Here is a 19914-nt window from a genome sequence, read left to right on the forward strand (position 1 = left end):
CCCTATCTCAACTGTAAAATGGTATTAAAGGTATCATTGGCCGCCTGCATAATCCGCGAAGATGCCATATATGCCTGTTGAAATTTCATCATATTGGCGGCTTCTTCATCCAGATTCACACCTGACACAGAGGCGATCCGTTCTTGGGCTGCTTCTTTCTCGAGGCGGGCCACATCAGTCAGCCGAGAGGCGGTAGACATTCTCAACCCAACATTGGTATTCAGGTTGTGGTAAACATCCAAAATCGTGGATTCGTTATTGTCCAGCTTCTTCTCGGTCTGAATATTCTGCATTTTTCTCAGGTTGCCGTTATCCCCTTCAGAGGGAACCAAGTTCGCGGTGAACTTATCTTTTGGCAAAGCACCGGCAGACAACTCAAATGTTGTTCCCATGACAGTTACCGGGCCAGACGGCGGATAAGCTTGATTTTCCGCAACAATATTGCCGTCTTTATCTTTCACCGTGAAAGTATCTCCCAGCTCAGAAACATCAATTTCAAATTCTCGCAACTCACCGGCTTGTAGAATATTAAAAGTGGCACTTCCCTGAGCAAAAGTGGTTGAAGCCTCATAACTCTGAGCGGCAATTTTTGCCGGGTCGTTCATTTCCATTTTGATGGTTGCCGCACCGGAACGAGTCGGCCGGATGAGCACTCGCTCCCCTTCTTTCGGTTCGTTGCGAATTTCAATTCTCATTCCGTCAATATAGATTTCACCACCACTTGGTGATAACTCCCGCTGCTCGCCATTCGGCAAAATCGCAATATAATCACTGCCATCATAAAGAAGTGAATATTCACCACCTTTTAATTGCGACACATCTTCGATGTAGGCTGCCATATCCGCTTCAGACTCACTGCTGGTAATCACCCGCTCTTTGGCAATCCGCTCATCGTTCACATCGGTAAACATCAAGTCGCCGATGTCGCCATTCAGATCAAGCCCTTGTCGCTGCAACTTATTGACATCATAAGAAAAGCTGGTCGCAAGGCGGCCAATCTCATCAAGTACGTTGGGAATTTCGTTATCACGCATATTAAATAGCGCTCCGATCTTACCCCCCATATCTTTAGACGTAATCGCTTTAATCCCTTTTCCTTCAACCATCGCCAGGCGCCATTGATGGGTATCTGGATAACCATCAATCATCTTCAACTGGCTGGCCTCAGTACCAGAAACCAAAGTATGCCCATTGCCGATATGAATATTGAACCCTTCAGCATTTTTCCGTGGTGTTACAGTGACTTTGGTGTATTCAGAGAGCTCTTTGACTAACTTTTCATGTTGGTCCATCAGGTCATTATGAGGCCCGGGAGTCCGCATCATTAAACGCTGTAAATCTCTGATTTCTAAAGCAAGCTGATTGATCCGCTTGATACCGAGATCCAGCCCTTTATTGACCGTCTCATACTGGCGGCGAATCGTTTCATGAAAATCATTCAGGTTCTGGGTCATTAACTGGGATTTTTCCAGCACCACTTTCCGTGCACCCATATCATTGGGGCTATCAGCCAGCGTTTTCAGCGCGTCAAACCACTCATTCATGTTTTCCGGAATTTTCTTGGAAGCAACGGAAGAGAGCATCTTAGATAACATATCCAGATTTTGCTCAGTATCATGCTTATAGGCGTAATCAGTGGTGGCAATATTTAGCTCTTTGACGGCAAACTGATCCCACGAGCGGCGAACATTTTCCACATGGACACCCATGCCGTAGGTCTGGCCGCCGTACATCCGCGGGGCATTAACACCCTGAATCACAGACTGACGACTGTAACCTTCTGTATTTACGTTCGATATATTGTGACCGGTCGTGTTGAGCTGTCTTTGAGATGTTAAGACACTCTGAGTCCCAATATTCAATAAATCAGACGCCATACCGCCCCCACAAGATAAAAATCATCAGTCAAAACTGAACCTTCTATCAAAATGAAGCAATATGTATGCCATTAAATTAATCAGATAAAATACAATAGGTTATTCAGATACCGGAAGGAAATTTCCGCCCTGCCAAGGACAAGGTGGTAGGTGTTTAATTCATCTGTTGAATTTGAGAGCGGACACGCAGGACTTTGTCAGCATAATTTGGATCGGTTGCATAACCTGCCTGATGAATCCCCTCAATGAAAGAGGTCGGATCGCCTTGGTGGGTATTCAATGCCGTGATATAACGCGGGTTCTTTTTCAAGAAGTTCACATAGTCATCAAAGCTATCTTGGTAAGAGCCGTAAGCCCGGAATGAAGCTTTTTCAATAACTGGTGTCTGATCTGCATATTCCAGCGTCTGAGTCGCCACTTTGTCGCCCTGCCAGCTTCGATCTGCTTTAATGTTAAACAGATTATGACTGCTGCCCCGGGCGTTTGCGACCACTTTAGTCCCCCAACCGGTTTCCAGTGCCGCCTGAGCCAATAATACCGATGCATCAACACCAAGAACCCGGGCTGCTTTTTCAGCATAAGGCTTCAACGTCCGGATAAAGGATTCAGGTGAATCAAATCGACGTGGCTCCGTCACAGCTGCAGACTGCTGAACCCCCGTCATACTGTCTTGCCCGGAAGTTTGCTGTTGATGAGCCCGCACACGCGCCAATGCCTGCAATAAAGGATCCGGCTGAGTGCTCTCTTGAGAGGTTTGAGAGTCTCCTCCATCAATATTTGTAGAAAGCTGGGCGACAATCATGTCGGCAAGCCCTAGCCGCCCGGAAGAGCTGAGTTGGCTGGCCATTTGCTCATCCAGCATCTCGCGGTAAAAATCTTCTGTTTTACTATGTAATAAGTCAGATTCGAAGCCGGAATTTGCTTTGCGCATTGATTTAAACAGCATTGATGTAAACACGGCTTCAAACTGTTTGGCTGCTGCTGTTAATGCTGACTTCTCACTTGTTTTATCACCACTGACCGCTTGCTTACGCAGTTGATCCAGTTGAGTAATATCCTGGACAAAGCCGATATCTTTTACATCATTGACCATTGCGTGCCCCTTAAATGATAATCAGCTGGCCTTCAATCGCACCGGCCTGTTTGAGTGCCTGCAAAATAGCCATCAAATCAGATGGTGCTGCCCCGACCTCATTCACCGCACGGACGAGATCATCAAGCGTCACCCCCGGCTGGAAATTAAACATTTTCCCTTGCTTCTCTTTCACAGAGATATCTGAATCCGGTACCACAGCCGTTTGACCATTTGAGAATGGTTCAGGCTGGCTTACGCTCAGTTTTTCTTTGATAGCAACAGTCATGCCACCGTGAGTAACAGCAGCCGGTTTTAAGCGGACGTATTGCCCAACCACAATTGTGCCGGTTCGTGAATTGACAATAATTTTCGCGGCACCGACCGCGGTGTTAAATTCAAGGTTTTCAACCGCAGAGAGAAACGCGACACGTTGCCCGGCATCTCTTGGTGCCCGTACCTGCACCGATGTTGCATCAATGGCTGTTGCCATTTGAGGGCCAAGAAACTGATTGACGGTATCCGCCATACGCTGGGCAGTGGTGAAATCAGAATCGATCAGATTAAAAGTGATGTAATCACCCCGGGCAAATGGATTCGGCACTTCACGTTCAACACTGGCACCATTGGAAATGATACCAACGGTAGGGTTATTGCCTACAATTTTTGAACCATCAGCACCATCAGCACTGAATCCACTGACCACCAGATTGCCTTGTGCAATCGCATAAACCTGACCGTCCAGACCTTTGAGGAAAGTCTGCATCAGAGTACCGCCACGTAAGCTTTTTGCTGAACCAATCGAGGAAACCGTGACATCAATAGTTTGTCCCTGCTTGGAGAATGGCGGCAACTCGGCCGTGACAATCACAGCGGCAATATTTTTAGTCTGCGGCTTTGTTCCGCGCGGCAATTGAATGCCGAAATTTTGCAGCATGGCATTAAAACTTTGATCGGTAAAAGGTGTCGACTCTCCGGTTCCCGGCAGTCCGGTAACTAGGCCATAACCCACTAACTGGTTACTACGCACCCCGGCTACTTGTGCGACATCTTTAATTCTTGCTGCCTGCCCTTGTAAGGAAACAAACAGTGTCGCCAGTAAAAAAAGAGTTAACTTTTTCATTCAATTTACCTTGTGCTTCTCTACCATACACGTCGTCTTCTATGCCAAAAAAACGACGTTTAAACTTAACTTATAAAGCAATATTGAAAAATCGTGCCAAAAAGCCAGGTTCTTGCATATCTTGGTTGGTTCCGGTGCCTGAATACTGAATTCGGGCATTCGAAATCCGATTCGATGAAATGGTATTATCATAGTCAATGTCATCCGGACGAACCGTACCGCTCAAGCGAATATATTCATCGCCGGTGTTGAGTGTCAGCCATTTTTCACCACGAATCACAAGGTTGCCATTGGCAAGCACATCAATGACTTCAACCGTGATAGAACCAGACATACTGTTACTCTGATTGGCTGCCGCACTGCCGGAAAATTTATTATCATTGCCTAATTTATATGAAAAGTTGTAATCCCCGATTTTCATTTCCTGACCACCCACTTCCAACGGATCCATCGAAGCATCATTCTTTTTCGATAAATCTGCATCAGCACTTTTTGCCGCTTTAGTGCTTTCATTAAGTGTGACGGTGATGATATCGCCGACTTGTCGCGGCTTTGAGTCATTGTATAAGCTCGTAGCAGCACTCAGATTAAATAAGGATCCGGTTTCCGCAGCATAATGCTTCGGACGATGATTGGGGTGAATCGGCGCCCAGGCAGGATCATCAGCAACCGGATCCGCACGCCGGGTCAATCCGTCTAACAACCCCGGGCTACTGGTTTCACCGGATTTATCGCCTTCGACAGCATCAACCAATGTTGTGCTACTGTCATCTTGTGCTTCCGTTGTCCCTTGTGGCATTAACGAACAGCCCGATAAGAAACAGATCAATCCCAAAGTGAATAAGCGTTTCATCGAATACCTCACATATAATCCCGATTAGAGCTGTTGATTCACGTAGCTCATCATCTTATCTACCGCAGAAATGACCTTGGAGTTCATCTCATACACTCGCTGCGCTTCGATCAGATTAACTAACTCTTCAGTGACGTTCACATTTGAGCTTTCCAGCATCGACTGGCGAATATTGCCCAAACCGTCTAATCCGGGAACCCCTTCTTGCGGGTCACCACTGGCACCGGTGGGTAAGTACAAGTTCTGACCGACCGGCTCCAGACCCCCGGGGTTAATAAAATCAACCGTGGTAATCTGACCGATGACCTGATTATTTTGCTGGCCGCGAACTCGTACGGAGACCTGACCATCGTTGCCGACCGTGACAGAAACCGCATCTTGCGGTACCACGATTTCAGGTTGTAATGGATATCCGGAACCGGATGTCACAATGGTACCTTCAGCATTTAAGGTAAACTGCCCGTTCCGGGAGTAACCCATATTGCCGTCCGGCATCATGATCTGGAAGAATCCATCTCCTTCAATCATCATATCCATACTGTTATTGGTCGTTTGCACATTACCGTTGGTATGAACTTTCTGCGTCGCGACGACTTTAGAGCCGGCACCGAGCATCAATCCGGTTGGCAGTTCTGTATTCTGTGAAGACTGGCCGCCGGGTTGATTGATATTCTGATAAAAAAGATCTTCAAACACAGCACGGCTTTTCTTGAAGCCGACTGTAGAGGCGTTCGCAAGGTTGTTCGAAATCGTCGCAATATTTGTCTGTTGCGCATCTAAACCTGTTTTACTTACCCATAGAGCTGGATGCATGTTCTTCTCCTCTCACTCATTAACCGGTGCGCAACAGAGAATTGGACGCTTTATCCATTTCTTCTGCTGTACTCATCATTTTGACTTGCATTTCAAACTGACGCTGTAGATCAATGAGATTGGTCATTTCTCCGACAGCATTAACATTACTCCCTTCCAAAGCACCGGGAAGTAATGTCACACTCGCATCCGCGTTAAATACTGTATTCGGTGCTTTGGCTCGAAAAAGCCCGACCGAATCTTTGTATAACGTCCGATTATCAGGACGAACCAATTTAATTCGTCCGGCAACTTCCATCGCGTCAGCCGGTGCCCCTTGGGGAATGACGGATACGGTACCATCTTTACCGATCTCAATTTTACTCAGCGGAATTGGTAAGGTAATCGGCGCATCATTGTCACCTAACACCAGATGACCATTGCCACTGGTCAATAAACCATTTGGGCTGATTTGGAAGTTCCCGTTACGAGTCAGACCTTCAGTACCGAGATCATCCAACACGGAAATCCATCCATCGCCCTGAATCGTGACATCCAGATCTCTGCCTGTCGTCATGACGCTGCCTTGAGCAAAATTATTTCCCGGCCGTTCCGTCATACTGAATACGCGGGTTGGCAGCCCATCCCCGTAACTCTGCATGGCGCGAGCCTGAGCCAGATCAGCCCGAAAACCAGTCGTGCTCACATTGGCTAAGTTGTTCGCTCTGAGCTGCATTTCCTGCATATTCTGCTTTGCGCCACTCATTGCCAGAAACAATGCACGGTCCATAATTTACTCCTATCATCGTCATACGATAGATATAAAGCAATTGGTGTGCCAAGTATAAATGTCCATATAATTCAGATAATTATAAGGAAAAATAGAAACAGAGAGGCTGCTTTTGCCGCAAGATTGCCGGGGGAGGAGGAAAAAGTCAGACCGACTTTGCCGTCGGTCTGAATAAACGTAACTAATTAGCGGATCTGTAGAATCGTCTGTTGGGTCTGGTTATGCACTTCCAATGCACGAGAGTTCGCCTGGAAGTTCCGTTGTGCAGAAATCAAATCCACCAACTCTTGGGTCATATCAATATTGGATTGCTCCAACGTCCCGCTGTTAATCGTACCAAATGAGCCTTTATTGGATTCACCCCAGATCTTATCACCGGAAGCATTGGTCGAATCCCACTGGGTTCCGCCTTTCTTATCCAGCCCTTGTTCGTTCGGAACCCGGACTAAAGCAACACGACCTAAAGTCACATTCTCACCGTTTGAGTATGTCCCAAGAATGCTACCTTCTTCATTAACATCGACTTTGGTCAAAAACCCAGTCGTCGCGCCATCTTCATCAAACTTCGTTAACTCAAATGGTGCCGCAAACTGCGTTGAAGAATCCAGACCGAATGAAAGCACCTGATTAATATCCGCACCATTGAGGTTAATTGGATTGGCTCCGGCACCTAACGGTTCAGAAACGACATTTTGTCCGTTGTTGATACTTGCCAAAGTTCCGTCATTGTTAAATTTCAGAGTGTGACCAACATGCCCGGTCGGTGTCGCAGCATCACCACCAACGATATTGATTGGCTTTTCCCCGGCAGAATCAGTCATCGTATAGTAAACCTGCCAGGTATTCGGCTGGGTCTGATCCTTGAGGTAATATGTGGTCATCTTATAAGCCTGCCCCATCGAGTCATAGATGGTCGATGACGTCGAACGGTTATAGGTTTCCGGATCCTCAAAATCGAACAACGCCGGATCTTTCAGGTCACCATTTGCCGGCAGGTTAACACCGACATCAATATTGGAGGTCTGCTTCGGTTTACCGAACTCAGCCGGAATATTGATGGGGGACGACTCATAAGATAATACATCACCCGTTTCCGGATTGACGTTATATCCGAGCAGGTACTCGTCATTTGAGGTAACCAGATAATTATCATGGTTAATGTGAAAAGCACCGTTACGTGTCAGTTCATTCTGTTGCGGTACCAAACGGTCTTTGGCGACGGCAAAAAAACCGGTGCCGGAAATCCGTAAATCCATGGGGTTGTTGGTATAAATACTCGACCCTTCATGAAACTGTTGGGCAACTTTGTTGACCTGCACCCCTTTTCCCGGAGTTGTTTTCGCATTGGTAAATAATGAATTTGAATAAACATCACCAAATTCTGCACGCGATTCTTTAAAACCATAGGTATTCGCGTTGGCAATATTGTTACTGGTGGTATTGAGGTCAAGTTGAGCGGCCGATAAACCACTTAATGATACATATGACATCTGAATTCTCCTATCTAGCTAGCGTATTACGCTTTGCCTACTTCCAGTACCTCAGCAAGTCGAACTGGCGAATCAAAGCCAGCCAGATTGAGTAGTACGTTACCATCACCTTTGCCAAGAAGAACGCTGTTGACGTTTGCATAAGTTGAAACATCAAATTCTTTGCTCTTTCCGTCTACGAGACCTGAAGCTTTCACTTTATATTTGCCTCCCGGTAAAGGGTTGCCGCTTTGGTCTTTGCCGTCCCATTCAACCCGGTTATCACCCGCAGGCTTTGCACCGACATCAAATGTTCTGACTAACTGCCCGGCAGCATCTTCAATCCGGACCAGCAAATTATCGACAGACGCAGGGAGTTTCACCATTGCCGCCATATTACCCTGGTCCTTCTTCACACCGCTGGCTCCGGGAACAAGCACATCGCGACCGACTAGTGAAGACGCTTGCAGTGCTTGGTTCGACGTCATCGAAGAGTTCAAACTCTCAAACTGAGAGTTCATCTTGCCGATACCATCAACCGTTGCAAATGATGCCATCTGAGCAATCATCTGATCATTACTGACCGGCTTAAATGGATCTTGCTGAGCCAGCTGTTTGGTGAGCAGTGATAAAAAGTCTTCCTGTTTCAGATCCTGTTTGCCAGTGACCTCATCAGGCTTTTTCTGCTCTTGAAGTTTCTTAAGTTGATCGATATAGGACAAACTGCCATTTTGACCAACATTATCTATTCCGGCCATATGTTATCTCCTATACCTCACTGACCCATCTGCAATGTTCTAAGCAACATTTGCTTACTTGCTTCAGCCAGTTGAACATTGGTCTCATATGCTCGTGAAGCTGAAATCATATTTGCCATTTCTTCCATCACATTCACATTCGGCTTATAAATATAACCATCTTCATTTGCCAGAGGATGGTCAGGATTATATTCCGCAACTAATGGTTTGTTACTTTCTAAGACCCCTAAGACTTTCACCGGTACAGTATAGTCATCTTTCGATTTCGCCCGGTTTAACTCAGCGGCAAATATCGGATGACGTGCCTTATAGGTGTCTTTTGCAGAACTACTTACACTATCAGCATTCGCCAAATTACTTGAGGTTGTATTTAGACGAACAGACTCAGCGCTCATCGCAGACCCTGTAACATTGAATACGTTAAATAGACTCATCTAATTTACTCCCCTTTGATTGCTTTGGTCATTCCTTTGAACTTTCCACCCAGAAAGTCAAGGGAAGCCTGATGACGAAGCTGATTTTGCATAAAAAGATTTCGCTCTAAATCGACATCAACCGTGTTGCCGTCACCGGTATCCGGTTGCGTCGGGATGCGGTAAAGCTCTTCCCCTATTACCGACATGGAGGCAGGAATATGCCGTCCATTGGTACGGGCGAGACTAATACTTGCCCCCGAACTTGCCGCTTGTAACGCTTTGTCAAAATCTAAAGCTTTAGCTTTATATCCCGGCGTATTCGCTTGTGCGATATTGCTGGAAATCATTTCTGCATTACGCTCACGGACACCGACAGTGTATTGGTGAATACCTAATGCTTTATCAAATGAGATTGCCATATACGCCTCTTCATGGATATATTGATTGCCACACCATAAACATTAGCAATTTATGTACCAACTTTAACTTTACTTGCTCACTCTGAGCTAACCATGGTGGAGATATCATCACTATACTTAATCATGAATATAGGCAAATTTCAGACCAAAGTTGTCAGGGTTAAAAAAACCCGGCATTGCCGGGTTCTGAAAAGAGAGTCAAGATATTTATTTAAGCTTATAGATAATGCCAGGATTACAACGCACCATCTCAAACCGATCCGTCAGGCCGGTCAACGATTCTGAAGCTCCCAGTAACAAATATCCTTTCGGATTCAAGCTATTCGCCATTTGGTTGAGGACTTTCGACTTCATATCTGCGGAAAAATAGATCAAGACGTTCCGGCAAAAGATAATGTCAAATTTACCCAACATAGAGTAACTTTCCATCAAATTCTGAGGCTTAAAGCTCACCAAACGCTTTACATTATCTTTGATTTTCATTCTGCCGTCTCCGGCATCTTCAAAGAAATTGCGGCGACGTTCAGGGGATAATCCACGTCCCAATGCCAGACTATCGTAACTACCGATACGGCAGATATCTAACATCGTTGAAGATATATCGGTCGCAGTAATCGAACAATTCGTTAACAGCCCCGGCTTCTTCTGCTGCGTTTCCAGAATCGTCATCGCAATCGAATAGGGCTCTTGACCCGAAGAGCTTGCTGCAGACCAAATTTTAATCGGCCGTCGATTGGCTGCCAGTTCAGGTAATAATTTATCTGACAGGACTGTAAAAGGGTAACCATCACGAAACCATAAGGTTTCATTGGTTGTCATGGCATCGACAGCGGCAATTCTGAGATCTCGACTGACGCCTCTCACCACTTCTTTCAGTAATGTCGATAATGAGTCCATCTTATATTTTGTAACTAACGGACTAAGACGGCTTCGAACCAGATATTGCTTACTATCCCCAAGTACAATCCCACATTGAGACTCTAAAAAGCGGCAAAAATCTTTATATTCTTGTTCGCTGATCGTTATTGCAGTCATTCACTTCTCTTTAGCTCAGTGTCAACCAATGCAGCTTTTACCGCATTACCAAGTTCATCAGGATTAAACTTCGCGATAAATGTATTCGCGCCCACTCTTTCTACCATAGCCTGATTAAATACACCACTCAATGAGGAATGGAGAATAACATAAAGATCTTTCAGCTTCGGATTACGACGAATTTCAGCTGTGAGTGTATATCCGTCCATCTCTGGCATTTCGATATCTGAAATAACCAGCGAAATATGATTAAAAATATTGTCAGTATCAGAAAGCTCAACCAATTTTTCATAAGCTTCCTTACCATCTTTTACAGCAATGACTTCAAAACCGATCGACTCGACAGCACGCTGTACCTGTTTACGCGCAACGGTTGAATCATCAGCAATCAAGATACGGCGTACAAAATTCTGTTCTGTATTTTCACCGGCATGAGCAATCTCTTCTACGATGGCAGAATTCATCGTTTCATCAACCGGTGCAATTTCCGCTAAGATTTTCTCAACGTCAATAATTTCAACCAGTTCGTTCTCTATGTTGGTCACAGCCGTCAGATAGTTTGCTTTTCCTGCACCTTCTGGTGGCGGTAAAATTTCTTCCCAACGCATATTGACGATACGCTCAACCGAAGCAACGAGAAACGCTTGAATTGTCCGGTTAAACTCAGCAATGACCACAAAGCTTTTCTCAACATCAGTCGTTGCCCGGCCACCAATCGCTAAACTTAAGTCAATCACAGAAACGGTTTGTCCACGAATGTGAGCAACCCCTTTCACTAAACGATGCAGATTCGGCATTGCTGTCAGCTTAGGACACTGCAATACCTCTTTTACTTTAAATACATTAATGCCGTAACGCTGGCGCCCATTCAACCGAAATGTCAACAATTCTAAGCGGTTCTGCCCAACGAGTTGCGTACGCTGATTCACAGAATCAAGAATACCCGTCATAACCCCATCTCCATCTCTCAAACTTTTTCTGTAAAAAAGTGATAGTCTACAACAAGCGATGAATAAATTAAGGGAACCAGAATCATGTCTAAGAAACTGTGCTTATCCCCTCTGCCTTTTACTAAGTGTAGAGCTTTCTTTAAACTTTTTTATAGCATTATCGTCATTTTATCTGTTTTCTTTAATATTTCGACTCAGGCAGCAACTCAAAAACAACTTGATCATATTAGAGAAACTGCAGAGCAGTACGCGACCACTGTTATCGAGCATCCAACAGGCGGGAAAATTGTTGCCACAGCGGCACCTCTTGATAATCGGATACAAGCATCCGATTGTCCAACAGGATTAAAGGCTTTTTCTTCATCAAGAAATGGTTCTGCAAGCCATATCACTGTTCTTGTTGAGTGTCCAACAGATAATTGGCGGATTTATGTTCCCGTTCAGTTGGATATTTCAGTCCCTGCCGTACTCGCGGCAACCCCACTAAACCGAGGACAAATCATTACTCAACAAGATGTTACTTTGGGTATGGTAGATCTGCTTCGCTTCCGACAGCAAGGATTTTCGACAATTGATCAAGTGATCGGAGCAAAAGTTAAAAGAAATATTCCACTAAACGATATCATTAGTGATCGGGATATCTGTATTGTGTGTCGTAATGAAACTGTGACCATAAAAGCGGTTAAGAATGGTTTATCCATTATTACACAAGGAACGGCACTGTCAGACGGTGACTTGGGTGAACAGATACGGGTCAAGAACGATAAAACCAACCGAATCATTGATGCACAGGTTTCTGCCATTGGTGAAGTAACAGTGCGATTTTAACATTTCTGGTGATGGCGCATAAAAAAACATCATTTTTGGCAAAGAAAATGCTAAAGTAAGGAATAGGTCTGTCGATATTGACGGTACAGATGTTTAACTTTGATAGAAAGGCTCAATTATGGCAAGCATTGATAATGTGCGTTCTGGCCAGTCTCTGACGAATACGAGTCGGAACTCGACCCGTACAGAGCACAATACATCAAACTCAGAGAAAATAAATCACCCTGCATCATCAGATAAAAAAGATGCTGTATCTCTGAGTTCACAAAGTAAAGCGATGGGTGAGATTCATAGCAAACTGGCATCAAGCCCTGCTTTTGATAGCGCAAAAGTTGAAGCGATTAAAGAAGCGATTGCGAATGGTTCTTATCGTGTTGACGCAGAAAAACTGGCGGACAACATGATCAAATTCGAAAAAGAGCTGGATGGTCTGCAATAATTTATCGATGATTATCGGTAGACATACCAGACATCTGAGCCCAGAAATCAGGTAATTAAGTCATGGCAGCATTACAAGACCTACTTGAGTTTCAATTGAAGAATGCTCAGTCTCTCTCCGAACTTTTAGAGCAGGAGAAAGTGGTTATTACCCAACGAAACGCATCACAAATTGAAGCCATTGCCAAACAAAAAATTACTTTGATTAACCAGCTTAACGAGACAGACCGACGGATTGAATCACATTCTCATGTATCGAGCCTGCAAGAGGATGAGACATTGAAAAGTCTAGTCGAACAAATTAAGTCTGTGGTTTGGGAGTGTCAACAGGCAAACAGCATCAATGGTGAAGCGCTCAACCGAGCTCAGATGAGTTTTCACAAACTGAATAATCTGATGCAACAGAGCCAGGGGAAAATGGGTATGACATACACTGCTGAAGGGCAAACGCGTTCTATTTCTACTTTAGGCACGAATATTAAGGCTTAATTCCCACTGACATCGCTTCTCCCGACACTCCCGAAACAATCAATATAAAAAAGCGGCAATGATTGCCGCTTTTTTATATTCTGGAGAGAAAAGGCTTGCCGCTAATGTGGCAATAAAATTGCCACGCATAACAGATAGAACTAAAACAAGGTTTGCTGCCGCTTTTCAGGAACCTGCTGCACTTCACCATAATCTCTTAGTTTTTCCATCTTATCCACGTTCAAACGTAGTTCTGTCACATAGCTGTCGCCGACTTTATAGCTTCTTACGACTTCCGCTCCCCGAATGACACCGTCAACAGCACCGGTTGTCGCTTCCGTGCCAAGTCGTTGATCCATGAGTTCTGCTCGTCCGCTAACCCGCATCCCATAAATCTGCTCAGCCAGTTCACGGTAAGCATCGATTTTAGATGCTCGCATGGCACGAACTTGCTTCTCTTCTACATTGCGACCTTTTTGTTCACTAATCGATGCATAGCCGACCGCTGTCAGCCATTCCTGCTTATTCATGGTCTGCAACGGTTGGCATCCGACCAACAATAAAAACATCGCGCTCATTAACCAAACTTTCATCACAACTCCTAAGGACGCAGAATAACAGTGTAAGGTTGCGTCATCGTCGGATCAGAACGAATCAATACCCCATCTTCAGTCCGGACTGCATTCAAGGTATCCAGATCACGGCCAATCCGATCCGCAGGCAAGAATCCCTGAGCGGTTGCCACAACAACACGAGACTGCATTCCGACCACTCGTGCATTGACCAATACCCCGCCTTCCTGACGCAACATGGTTCCGGTCAACACGTATTGAATTTCCTGCTGTTGAGCCAGATCTTTCCAATCGCGACTAAATGCAAAATCCCCTTGATGGGTCACCTGAATGGAACCGGTCGTTTTAAAGTCAACAACCTGAAATCCACGTTGTTGTAACTGGTGAATGAATCCTTCAGTCACTGAATTCCCTAACCAGTTGGTGGTATCCATATTTTGCAAGTCAACAAATGAAGTCACTGCAATCGGTGTTCTTGCCGTAACACTGGTATTCGATTTCATTAAATCTTCAGTCATACTCTCAACAAAAAAATCTAAAGTGTGACGAGGACTTTCTAATAACATAAACTGGGAGCCTTTATAGGGCTCTTTACCATTATATATCGGGGCATAGGCACACGCTGTTAAAAATAACACGGGCACTAACGATAGCCATTTTTTCATTTTCCGCTCTCCAGATAGCTCGGTCATTCAAGTGTCCAGTTTTTGACGCAAAAGTGGAACACTCTTTGCTTTTCTCTTGTTATTCATCATCAAGAAAAGCTTTGCCGATAACTGCGCTTATCACCGTTATCAGAATAACAAGCAAATTTTATACCTGATTGGTAGGTAAATATGAAAAATGTAGGAACCATCCTCTTATCACTTTTTTTGTTCATATTCGGAACCGTGCCGGCAACAGCCTCGTGGTATGAAGTTACCGGCAGTGCTGCAGTCGTTTCATCAGAATCTCAGGCTAAACTATACGCCCTTGAAGATGCAGTATATAAAGCGATTAGTTTTTCAGGTGCGGATATTGGTAGCATCAGTAACCTCTACCCCTTACTGGATGCTCAGCGTACTGAATTTCAGTTTACCAACCATGAAGTTCGTTACATTCTGGTTGAAGAACAAACCGTCAAAAACAATGTTGCCTATGTCAAAGTTCGGATCGATATTTATCCATCCACATCAGGTTGTCAGGTAGAACAATACAAGAAAACCGTCTTAGTCAGTAACATCACACTAACGTCACCACAACAGGCAGTGATGGGGCAAATCTACCAGATTGGCGATGACTTTGCCCAAGTATTGAATAAACAGCTGGATAAGGAATCTCATAGTTTTATCTCAGTAGGAACAACCGATTATGAGATTGATAAAAATTATCCGACCCGACTCAAAATGATAGCTGAAGATAATAATGCTCAGTACATTATCGCAGGCAATATCACAGACCTCACAGCAACAATTGCTGCTGATTCATCAGGCGATGAAGTGGTTAATCGTCAATTTGCCATGGATCTGAGTGTCTTTGACGGTGAAACCGGCAACACAATCATGAATCGTAACTATCGTGAAATTGCCCGCTGGCCGTTTCCGAGAACCAGTCAGGTCGATACGCAAAGTGCTCGCTTCTGGGCTTCAACCTATGGTGAGATGCTACTCCGTCTCAGCCGCCATGTGATGTTGGATCTTGAATCAGAACTGTCGTGTAAAATCACCTTACCGGAAGTTATTTCCAAGTCAGACCAGATTGTAATGATGAATTTGGGCAGAATCCACGGTGTTCAGAAAGGGGATAAGCTGCAATTATGGCATACAGGTTCATTTATCGACCAAAGAGGATTATCCCGGAATAAAGTCACCCGGAGTGACATCACGCTGACAGTTGATCGTGTTTATGAAACAGAAGCTGAACTGTCGGTTGATCAAGCTGAGCTGGCAGATAGCATTCAAATTGGCGATGTAATGCACAAACAGATCATGAAATAAAATCAGGGCTTAACTTATCTCAATTAAATCAGTATCATATATATCGCTGTACAGTTTTCAATTGTACAGCTGATACCGATGTCCCCTTAGTTCAGTTGGATAGAACAAGGACCTCCTAAGTCTTAGACGTGAGTTCAAATCTCGCAGGGGACGCCACTCCGGCCTATACCATATTCTTCTTCATTATCGCCTGAACGACATGGCTCTTACCGCGATGCATGACACCTTCGTAGATCTCTCTTTCTTTCTCTTCAATATACCAAGGGGACAACGTCGGAAGTTCGTGAATCAAAACCTGTCGTGATAACATCATCTCAGCCTCTGAAGGACCACCAGTTTTATATTTCAGCTGTTCCGGCGTATACCCCTCAACCAGATAAACCCCGCTCGTTTTAAGACTTTTCGGCAATGACTGGTGTAATTTTTGCCGCACCACAGGCGGAAGATGGCAAAAGACAGCCACAACCGCTTGCCACTGTGCAAGCCCTAAATCGAAATCATTCAGATCAGCCTGAATAAAATTCACAGATACATGATTCTCGGCTGCAAACAAACGGGCTTTTTCGATCGCAACTGCAGATAAATCTACAGCCGTCACGTCATAGCCACATTTCGCCAAATAAACAGAGTTCCGCCCTTCACCATCAGCCAGACACAAAACCGCTCCTAACGGTAAATATTGATGCTGCACGCTTTCACGCAGAAAATCATTTGGTTCTTTACCGTAGATATATGTATCGACCTGATATCGGTCATCCCACATAATATTGCCCCATTTAAATTAGAATAAACTAATATAAAGAGAACGGGAAGTCATTTCAAGAACAAGCTAATACCTCCCCCACTCAACCTCTCAACAAAACCGTCATCACGAGTGAAATCTTGAATCGTACAAACGAAAAAGGCAGCCTATATAATAAGCTGCCTCAATATTACGTATATTAAAGTGGGAATATCTAAAACTTATAGCCTCCGGAAATCATCACGATAACCGGATCAATATGGACTTCAGTAGATTTTTCAGCGCCTTTGAATTTGTAGGTTGCCGTAGAGTCAATGTCAGCATACCAAACTGAAGCATTGACAAACCAATCGTCATTGATCATGTAGTCAACACCGGCATTCACCGCCAATCCCCAAGAATCATCCAAACTCAGATCACTCAAACCAGCAGCCGCGCCAGCACCACTAATTTTTTCGTCAAAGAAGGTGGTGTAATTGATACCGGCCCCGACATAAGGACGGATCTTTGAATCAGACTGACCAAAGTAGTATTCAAGCATGAATGTTGGTGGCAGGTGTTTCGTCTCACCGATATCACCATTAACAAGTGGTGTGGAGATATCATGAGAGAACGGTGTCGCAGCCAGCACTTCAAAACTGATATTATCCGTAATCATGTAGCCTAGCGTTAAACCCAGCTGCGTATTCGAATTCACTTCCAACTCTGCCTGACTGTCTAAAATTTTATCACTGCTATCATTTGGGATTACCGATGCAATCCCTGCACGCACAATAAAATCACCTTCTTGGTGGGCAAAAGCGCCAGCAGAAACAAAGGCAGTCATGATGGCTAATCCGCAAAGTGTTTTTTTCATTATATTTTTCCTTGTCATTGGGCTAAAAGACTCTACTGGCGCGCACAGTAGCACATAATAACCACACTATTTTGATGGAAATCAATTTGTAAAATTTATATACAAAAACCACATCATTATGATAAAAAAATCACATTTTTTGTGAAACATAGTGTTACAAACTTTATAAAATCCATTCCTTCTCTACATAAAAAAAACCTTTATAAATTGATTTAAATCAATTTATATACATATTTTTATTTAGTTATCGGAATGGGTTCTACACTTACAGAGAGTTCGAGGATAGCAATAGGAGGATTGTGATGAGCTTAATTCCACGTGACTCATGGTCTGATTTCTATCATTTGTTTGATCATGCTTTTCCGTCGATTCGGCCAAGTTTCAATATGGAATCTTTTTCTCCGCGGGTTGATGTACTGGATAAAGAAACCGCATTTGAAATTATCGCGGATTTACCCGGCGTAGAGAAAGACAATATTTCGGTGAAATGTCACCATGGCACCCTAACGATCGAAGCATCGACTTTAAAAGATGAACAGAAGACTGACGAAGATAAAGTCATTCATAGAGAGCGCTATCAAGGCAAAATGGTACGTAGCTTTAATTTAGGTGACAATATCAATGTGAACGATATTTATGCTGAATATCAAGATGGTGTACTGGTTGTGGTTGTGCCCAAAATGGAAATGAAACCAGAAGGAGTCACTCAGCATATTAAGATCAACTAATGTCTTAATATTTTCAGTCTAAATGACTAAAAGCGGTGTCCCCCACCGCTTTTTTCGTTTCAACAATTCGAATTAAATTTCATTATTTCTCAGAAAGCGGCTGAAGATGCTTTTTCGACACGTCGCGGTACTTCTGATAACTTTTAATAAATTGTGGGAATAAAGACATCACAATCATGCCAAACATCAGGCCGTATTGTATCAGTGTATAAGATTCACCAACCAAAATCAGACCACACAAAATACCTGCAACTGGATTTGCGACCCCGGCAAAAGTAAATTCAACAACAGAGATATGTTTTAGCGCCCAAACACAGAAACTGTATGCAACCGCAGTATTCAGAATACAGAGCCAAAACAGTCCTAACAGATTCTTCCCTGATAGATGCTGCCATGCATTCATATAGTGACTCGGCTCATAGCTCGCGTGAACTAGCGTGATGAATAACAATGCAAGTCCACCAAGAATCAGTTGCCACGTCAGCACACACCACCACGCTAATTTCTGGCTCAACATTTGGGTCAATGTGCTACCGCAAATCAGGCATAAGATACCAATTAACATCGCCAAAAGCCCAAGCAAGCTCAGATTCAGACGGCCAGGATCAAATAGCAGCGCAGCAAACCCTAACAAAGCCAAACCAGAAATGATTTGAATGACAGAAGGCCGCTGTTTCATCACTATCCATTGGACTAGCATCGCAAATACGGGGACCGACATCATCCCGACACTGGATATTGCCGAAGGTAGTGTAAGTGCCATCACAAATATACAGCAGAAGAATATGGCAATGTTCACCAAACCGGTGATGAGCAATACTTTCCAAGTCCCTTTATCAGGGAAAGTTGGCTTAATTGCCAAAAGGACTAAACCTGCCGGTAAAGCTCGTAATACACCGAGCAACAACGGTGGCCAACCCGGTAGTGTTGCCTGAGTGACTGCGTAAGTCGTTCCCCACAAAAATGTCGCAACCAATGCTAATATTATATTCATATGAAGTATCTTTATATTGAGATTTCATTAATCATAAAAAAGTAATTTATCTTTGTAAAGAATCTTTATGTTAAGATATAATGATCAACTCTTAACTATACATATGTGGCAATGGATATTATTGACAGGATCGTCCATCAGTGGGCGACAGAAAAACCGGAACTAAATACGCTGCCAATGAGTATTTTTGGCCGGATACTGCGTCTGACTAAACATCTAGAGCAAGAGATCACCAGTATTCATAAACGCTATGACCTCAAGATGGGAGAGTTTGACGTGCTGGCGACGTTGCTCCGCTCCGGTGCACCATATCAGTTAACCCCTTCCGCATTAATCAGCACCGCAATGTTGACCTCCGGTGCGATGACAAACCGACTTGATAAGCTGGAACAAAAAAATTTAATTGTCCGCATACATAGTCACGTTGATCGCCGGAGTATCTCGGTAAAATTAACCGACCAAGGCTATCAACTCATCAATCAAGCACTGGCAGAACACGTAGCAGCACAAGAAAGATTGATGAATACCTTAAACCAAACAGAGCAATTGCAACTCTCAGCCCTGCTCAGGTCTTGGCTCTCTTCATTTAACTCAGAGCCCCCTTCAACCCCGTCAAACAGAGATATTGAGTAAAAAGGCGTATCGGTGTTACTTTTCTTGCAATAAAAATTGAATGGGTTTCTCGAATATTGTCACAGTTGTTGTGTGTTATCTCAAACTAGCTCAGAATGTCAAAGGCATTGGGTCATATGGTTGAG

Annotated in this window: 23 protein-coding genes and 1 tRNA gene; 7 read left to right on the forward strand and 17 right to left on the reverse strand. The window is 44.1% G+C overall.

Going from position 1 to position 19914, the window contains the following annotated elements:
* Positions 1 to 2: 2 nt before the first annotated feature.
* The 12 genes from flgK to VR7878_RS05270 form a co-directional block, all read right to left on the reverse strand.
* Positions 3 to 1877, reverse strand: a complete 1875-nt coding sequence (flgK, locus tag VR7878_RS05215) for a flagellar hook-associated protein FlgK (protein WP_077334034.1) — start codon at positions 1875 to 1877, stop codon at positions 3 to 5.
* A 154-nt stretch (positions 1878 to 2031) separates the two neighbouring features.
* Positions 2032 to 2970, reverse strand: a complete 939-nt coding sequence (gene flgJ, locus VR7878_RS05220) for a flagellar assembly peptidoglycan hydrolase FlgJ (RefSeq protein ID WP_077334036.1) — start codon at positions 2968 to 2970, stop codon at positions 2032 to 2034.
* 10 nt (positions 2971 to 2980) lie between these two features.
* Complete coding sequence (locus VR7878_RS05225; RefSeq protein ID WP_077334038.1) at positions 2981 to 4072, reverse strand: flagellar basal body P-ring protein FlgI; 1092 nt, start codon at positions 4070 to 4072, stop codon at positions 2981 to 2983.
* Between the two features lie 70 nt (positions 4073 to 4142).
* Positions 4143 to 4925 carry a flagellar basal body L-ring protein FlgH gene (flgH, locus tag VR7878_RS05230; protein WP_077334040.1) on the reverse strand — a complete coding sequence of 261 codons (783 nt, stop codon included), beginning with the start codon at positions 4923 to 4925 and terminating at the stop codon, positions 4143 to 4145.
* A gap of 24 nt (positions 4926 to 4949) precedes the next feature.
* Positions 4950 to 5738 carry a flagellar basal-body rod protein FlgG gene (gene flgG / locus VR7878_RS05235; RefSeq protein ID WP_077334042.1) on the reverse strand — a complete coding sequence of 263 codons (789 nt, stop codon included), beginning with the start codon at positions 5736 to 5738 and terminating at the stop codon, positions 4950 to 4952.
* Positions 5739 to 5757: 19 nt separating this feature from the next.
* Entirely contained in the window at positions 5758 to 6507 is a 750-nt protein-coding gene (locus tag VR7878_RS05240; protein ID WP_077334044.1) for a flagellar basal body rod protein FlgF, read from the reverse strand.
* Between the two features lie 185 nt (positions 6508 to 6692).
* Positions 6693 to 7997: a flagellar hook protein FlgE gene (gene flgE, locus VR7878_RS05245; protein ID WP_077334046.1), complete on the reverse strand. Its 1305-nt coding sequence runs from the start codon at positions 7995 to 7997 to the stop codon at positions 6693 to 6695.
* Between the two features lie 26 nt (positions 7998 to 8023).
* On the reverse strand, positions 8024 to 8734 hold the full coding sequence (gene flgD / locus VR7878_RS05250; RefSeq protein ID WP_077334048.1) for a flagellar hook assembly protein FlgD: 711 nt from the start codon (positions 8732 to 8734) through the stop codon (positions 8024 to 8026).
* A gap of 17 nt (positions 8735 to 8751) precedes the next feature.
* On the reverse strand, positions 8752 to 9168 hold the full coding sequence (gene flgC / locus VR7878_RS05255) for a flagellar basal body rod protein FlgC (protein WP_077334050.1): 417 nt from the start codon (positions 9166 to 9168) through the stop codon (positions 8752 to 8754).
* Between the two features lie 5 nt (positions 9169 to 9173).
* On the reverse strand, positions 9174 to 9569 hold the full coding sequence (gene flgB / locus VR7878_RS05260) for a flagellar basal body rod protein FlgB (RefSeq protein ID WP_038183588.1): 396 nt from the start codon (positions 9567 to 9569) through the stop codon (positions 9174 to 9176).
* A gap of 207 nt (positions 9570 to 9776) precedes the next feature.
* Complete coding sequence (locus tag VR7878_RS05265) at positions 9777 to 10604, reverse strand: CheR family methyltransferase (RefSeq protein WP_077334052.1); 828 nt, start codon at positions 10602 to 10604, stop codon at positions 9777 to 9779.
* Entirely contained in the window at positions 10601 to 11554 is a 954-nt protein-coding gene (locus VR7878_RS05270; protein ID WP_077334054.1) for a chemotaxis protein CheV, read from the reverse strand. The genes VR7878_RS05265 and VR7878_RS05270 overlap by 4 nt, the downstream gene beginning before the upstream one ends.
* A gap of 84 nt (positions 11555 to 11638) precedes the next feature.
* On the opposite strand from VR7878_RS05270, the gene flgA reads away from it, so the two are divergent.
* The 3 genes from flgA (at position 11639) to VR7878_RS05285 (ending at position 13309) form a co-directional block, all read left to right on the forward strand.
* Complete coding sequence (gene flgA / locus VR7878_RS05275) at positions 11639 to 12382, forward strand: flagellar basal body P-ring formation chaperone FlgA (RefSeq protein ID WP_077334056.1); 744 nt, start codon at positions 11639 to 11641, stop codon at positions 12380 to 12382.
* Positions 12383 to 12500: 118 nt separating this feature from the next.
* Entirely contained in the window at positions 12501 to 12821 is a 321-nt protein-coding gene (gene flgM / locus VR7878_RS05280; RefSeq protein WP_077334058.1) for a flagellar biosynthesis anti-sigma factor FlgM, read from the forward strand.
* A 62-nt stretch (positions 12822 to 12883) separates the two neighbouring features.
* Entirely contained in the window at positions 12884 to 13309 is a 426-nt protein-coding gene (locus VR7878_RS05285; protein ID WP_077334060.1) for a flagella synthesis protein FlgN, read from the forward strand.
* Between the two features lie 140 nt (positions 13310 to 13449).
* Here the strand turns inward: VR7878_RS05285 and flgP are convergent, their stop codons facing one another.
* Together flgP and VR7878_RS05295 are read right to left on the reverse strand one after the other, a co-directional pair.
* Positions 13450 to 13881, reverse strand: a complete 432-nt coding sequence (gene flgP / locus VR7878_RS05290) for a flagellar assembly lipoprotein FlgP (protein ID WP_077334062.1) — start codon at positions 13879 to 13881, stop codon at positions 13450 to 13452.
* 8 nt (positions 13882 to 13889) lie between these two features.
* On the reverse strand, positions 13890 to 14525 hold the full coding sequence (locus tag VR7878_RS05295) for a FlgO family outer membrane protein (RefSeq protein WP_077334064.1): 636 nt from the start codon (positions 14523 to 14525) through the stop codon (positions 13890 to 13892).
* A 171-nt stretch (positions 14526 to 14696) separates the two neighbouring features.
* Between VR7878_RS05295 and VR7878_RS05300 the strand changes: the two genes are divergently transcribed.
* Together VR7878_RS05300 and VR7878_RS05305 are read left to right on the forward strand one after the other, a co-directional pair.
* A complete protein-coding gene (locus VR7878_RS05300) occupies positions 14697 to 15836 on the forward strand; it encodes a flagellar assembly protein FlgT (protein WP_077334066.1) in 1140 nt (379 codons plus the stop codon).
* An 80-nt stretch (positions 15837 to 15916) separates the two neighbouring features.
* Positions 15917 to 15992 (forward strand) — tRNA-Arg (locus tag VR7878_RS05305).
* Between the two features lie 7 nt (positions 15993 to 15999).
* Here VR7878_RS05305 and VR7878_RS05310 read toward each other — a convergent pair.
* Both VR7878_RS05310 and ompW read right to left on the reverse strand, forming a co-directional pair.
* Positions 16000 to 16599, reverse strand: coding sequence for a class I SAM-dependent methyltransferase (locus VR7878_RS05310; protein WP_077334068.1), 600 nt, complete (start codon positions 16597 to 16599; stop codon positions 16000 to 16002).
* Positions 16600 to 16792: 193 nt separating this feature from the next.
* Positions 16793 to 17434: an outer membrane protein OmpW gene (gene ompW / locus VR7878_RS05315; RefSeq protein ID WP_077334070.1), complete on the reverse strand. Its 642-nt coding sequence runs from the start codon at positions 17432 to 17434 to the stop codon at positions 16793 to 16795.
* A 302-nt stretch (positions 17435 to 17736) separates the two neighbouring features.
* On the opposite strand from ompW, the gene VR7878_RS05320 reads away from it, so the two are divergent.
* Positions 17737 to 18162 (forward strand): Hsp20/alpha crystallin family protein, encoded by a 426-nt coding sequence (locus VR7878_RS05320; RefSeq protein ID WP_077334072.1) that lies wholly within the window; start codon positions 17737 to 17739, stop codon positions 18160 to 18162.
* Between the two features lie 82 nt (positions 18163 to 18244).
* Here VR7878_RS05320 and VR7878_RS05325 read toward each other — a convergent pair whose 3' ends face one another.
* The gene (locus VR7878_RS05325; protein WP_077334074.1) at positions 18245 to 19156 is read right to left on the reverse strand and encodes a DMT family transporter; all 912 of its coding nucleotides are present in this window, start codon (positions 19154 to 19156) and stop codon (positions 18245 to 18247) included.
* 111 nt (positions 19157 to 19267) lie between these two features.
* Here VR7878_RS05325 and VR7878_RS05330 point away from each other — a divergent pair, with 111 nt between their 5' ends.
* Positions 19268 to 19789: a MarR family winged helix-turn-helix transcriptional regulator gene (locus tag VR7878_RS05330; RefSeq protein WP_077334076.1), complete on the forward strand. Its 522-nt coding sequence runs from the start codon at positions 19268 to 19270 to the stop codon at positions 19787 to 19789.
* Positions 19790 to 19914: the final 125 nt, after the last annotated feature.

The sequence above is a fragment of the Vibrio ruber DSM 16370 genome, assembly GCF_900163965.1.
GTDB lineage: Bacteria > Pseudomonadota > Gammaproteobacteria > Enterobacterales > Vibrionaceae > Vibrio > Vibrio ruber.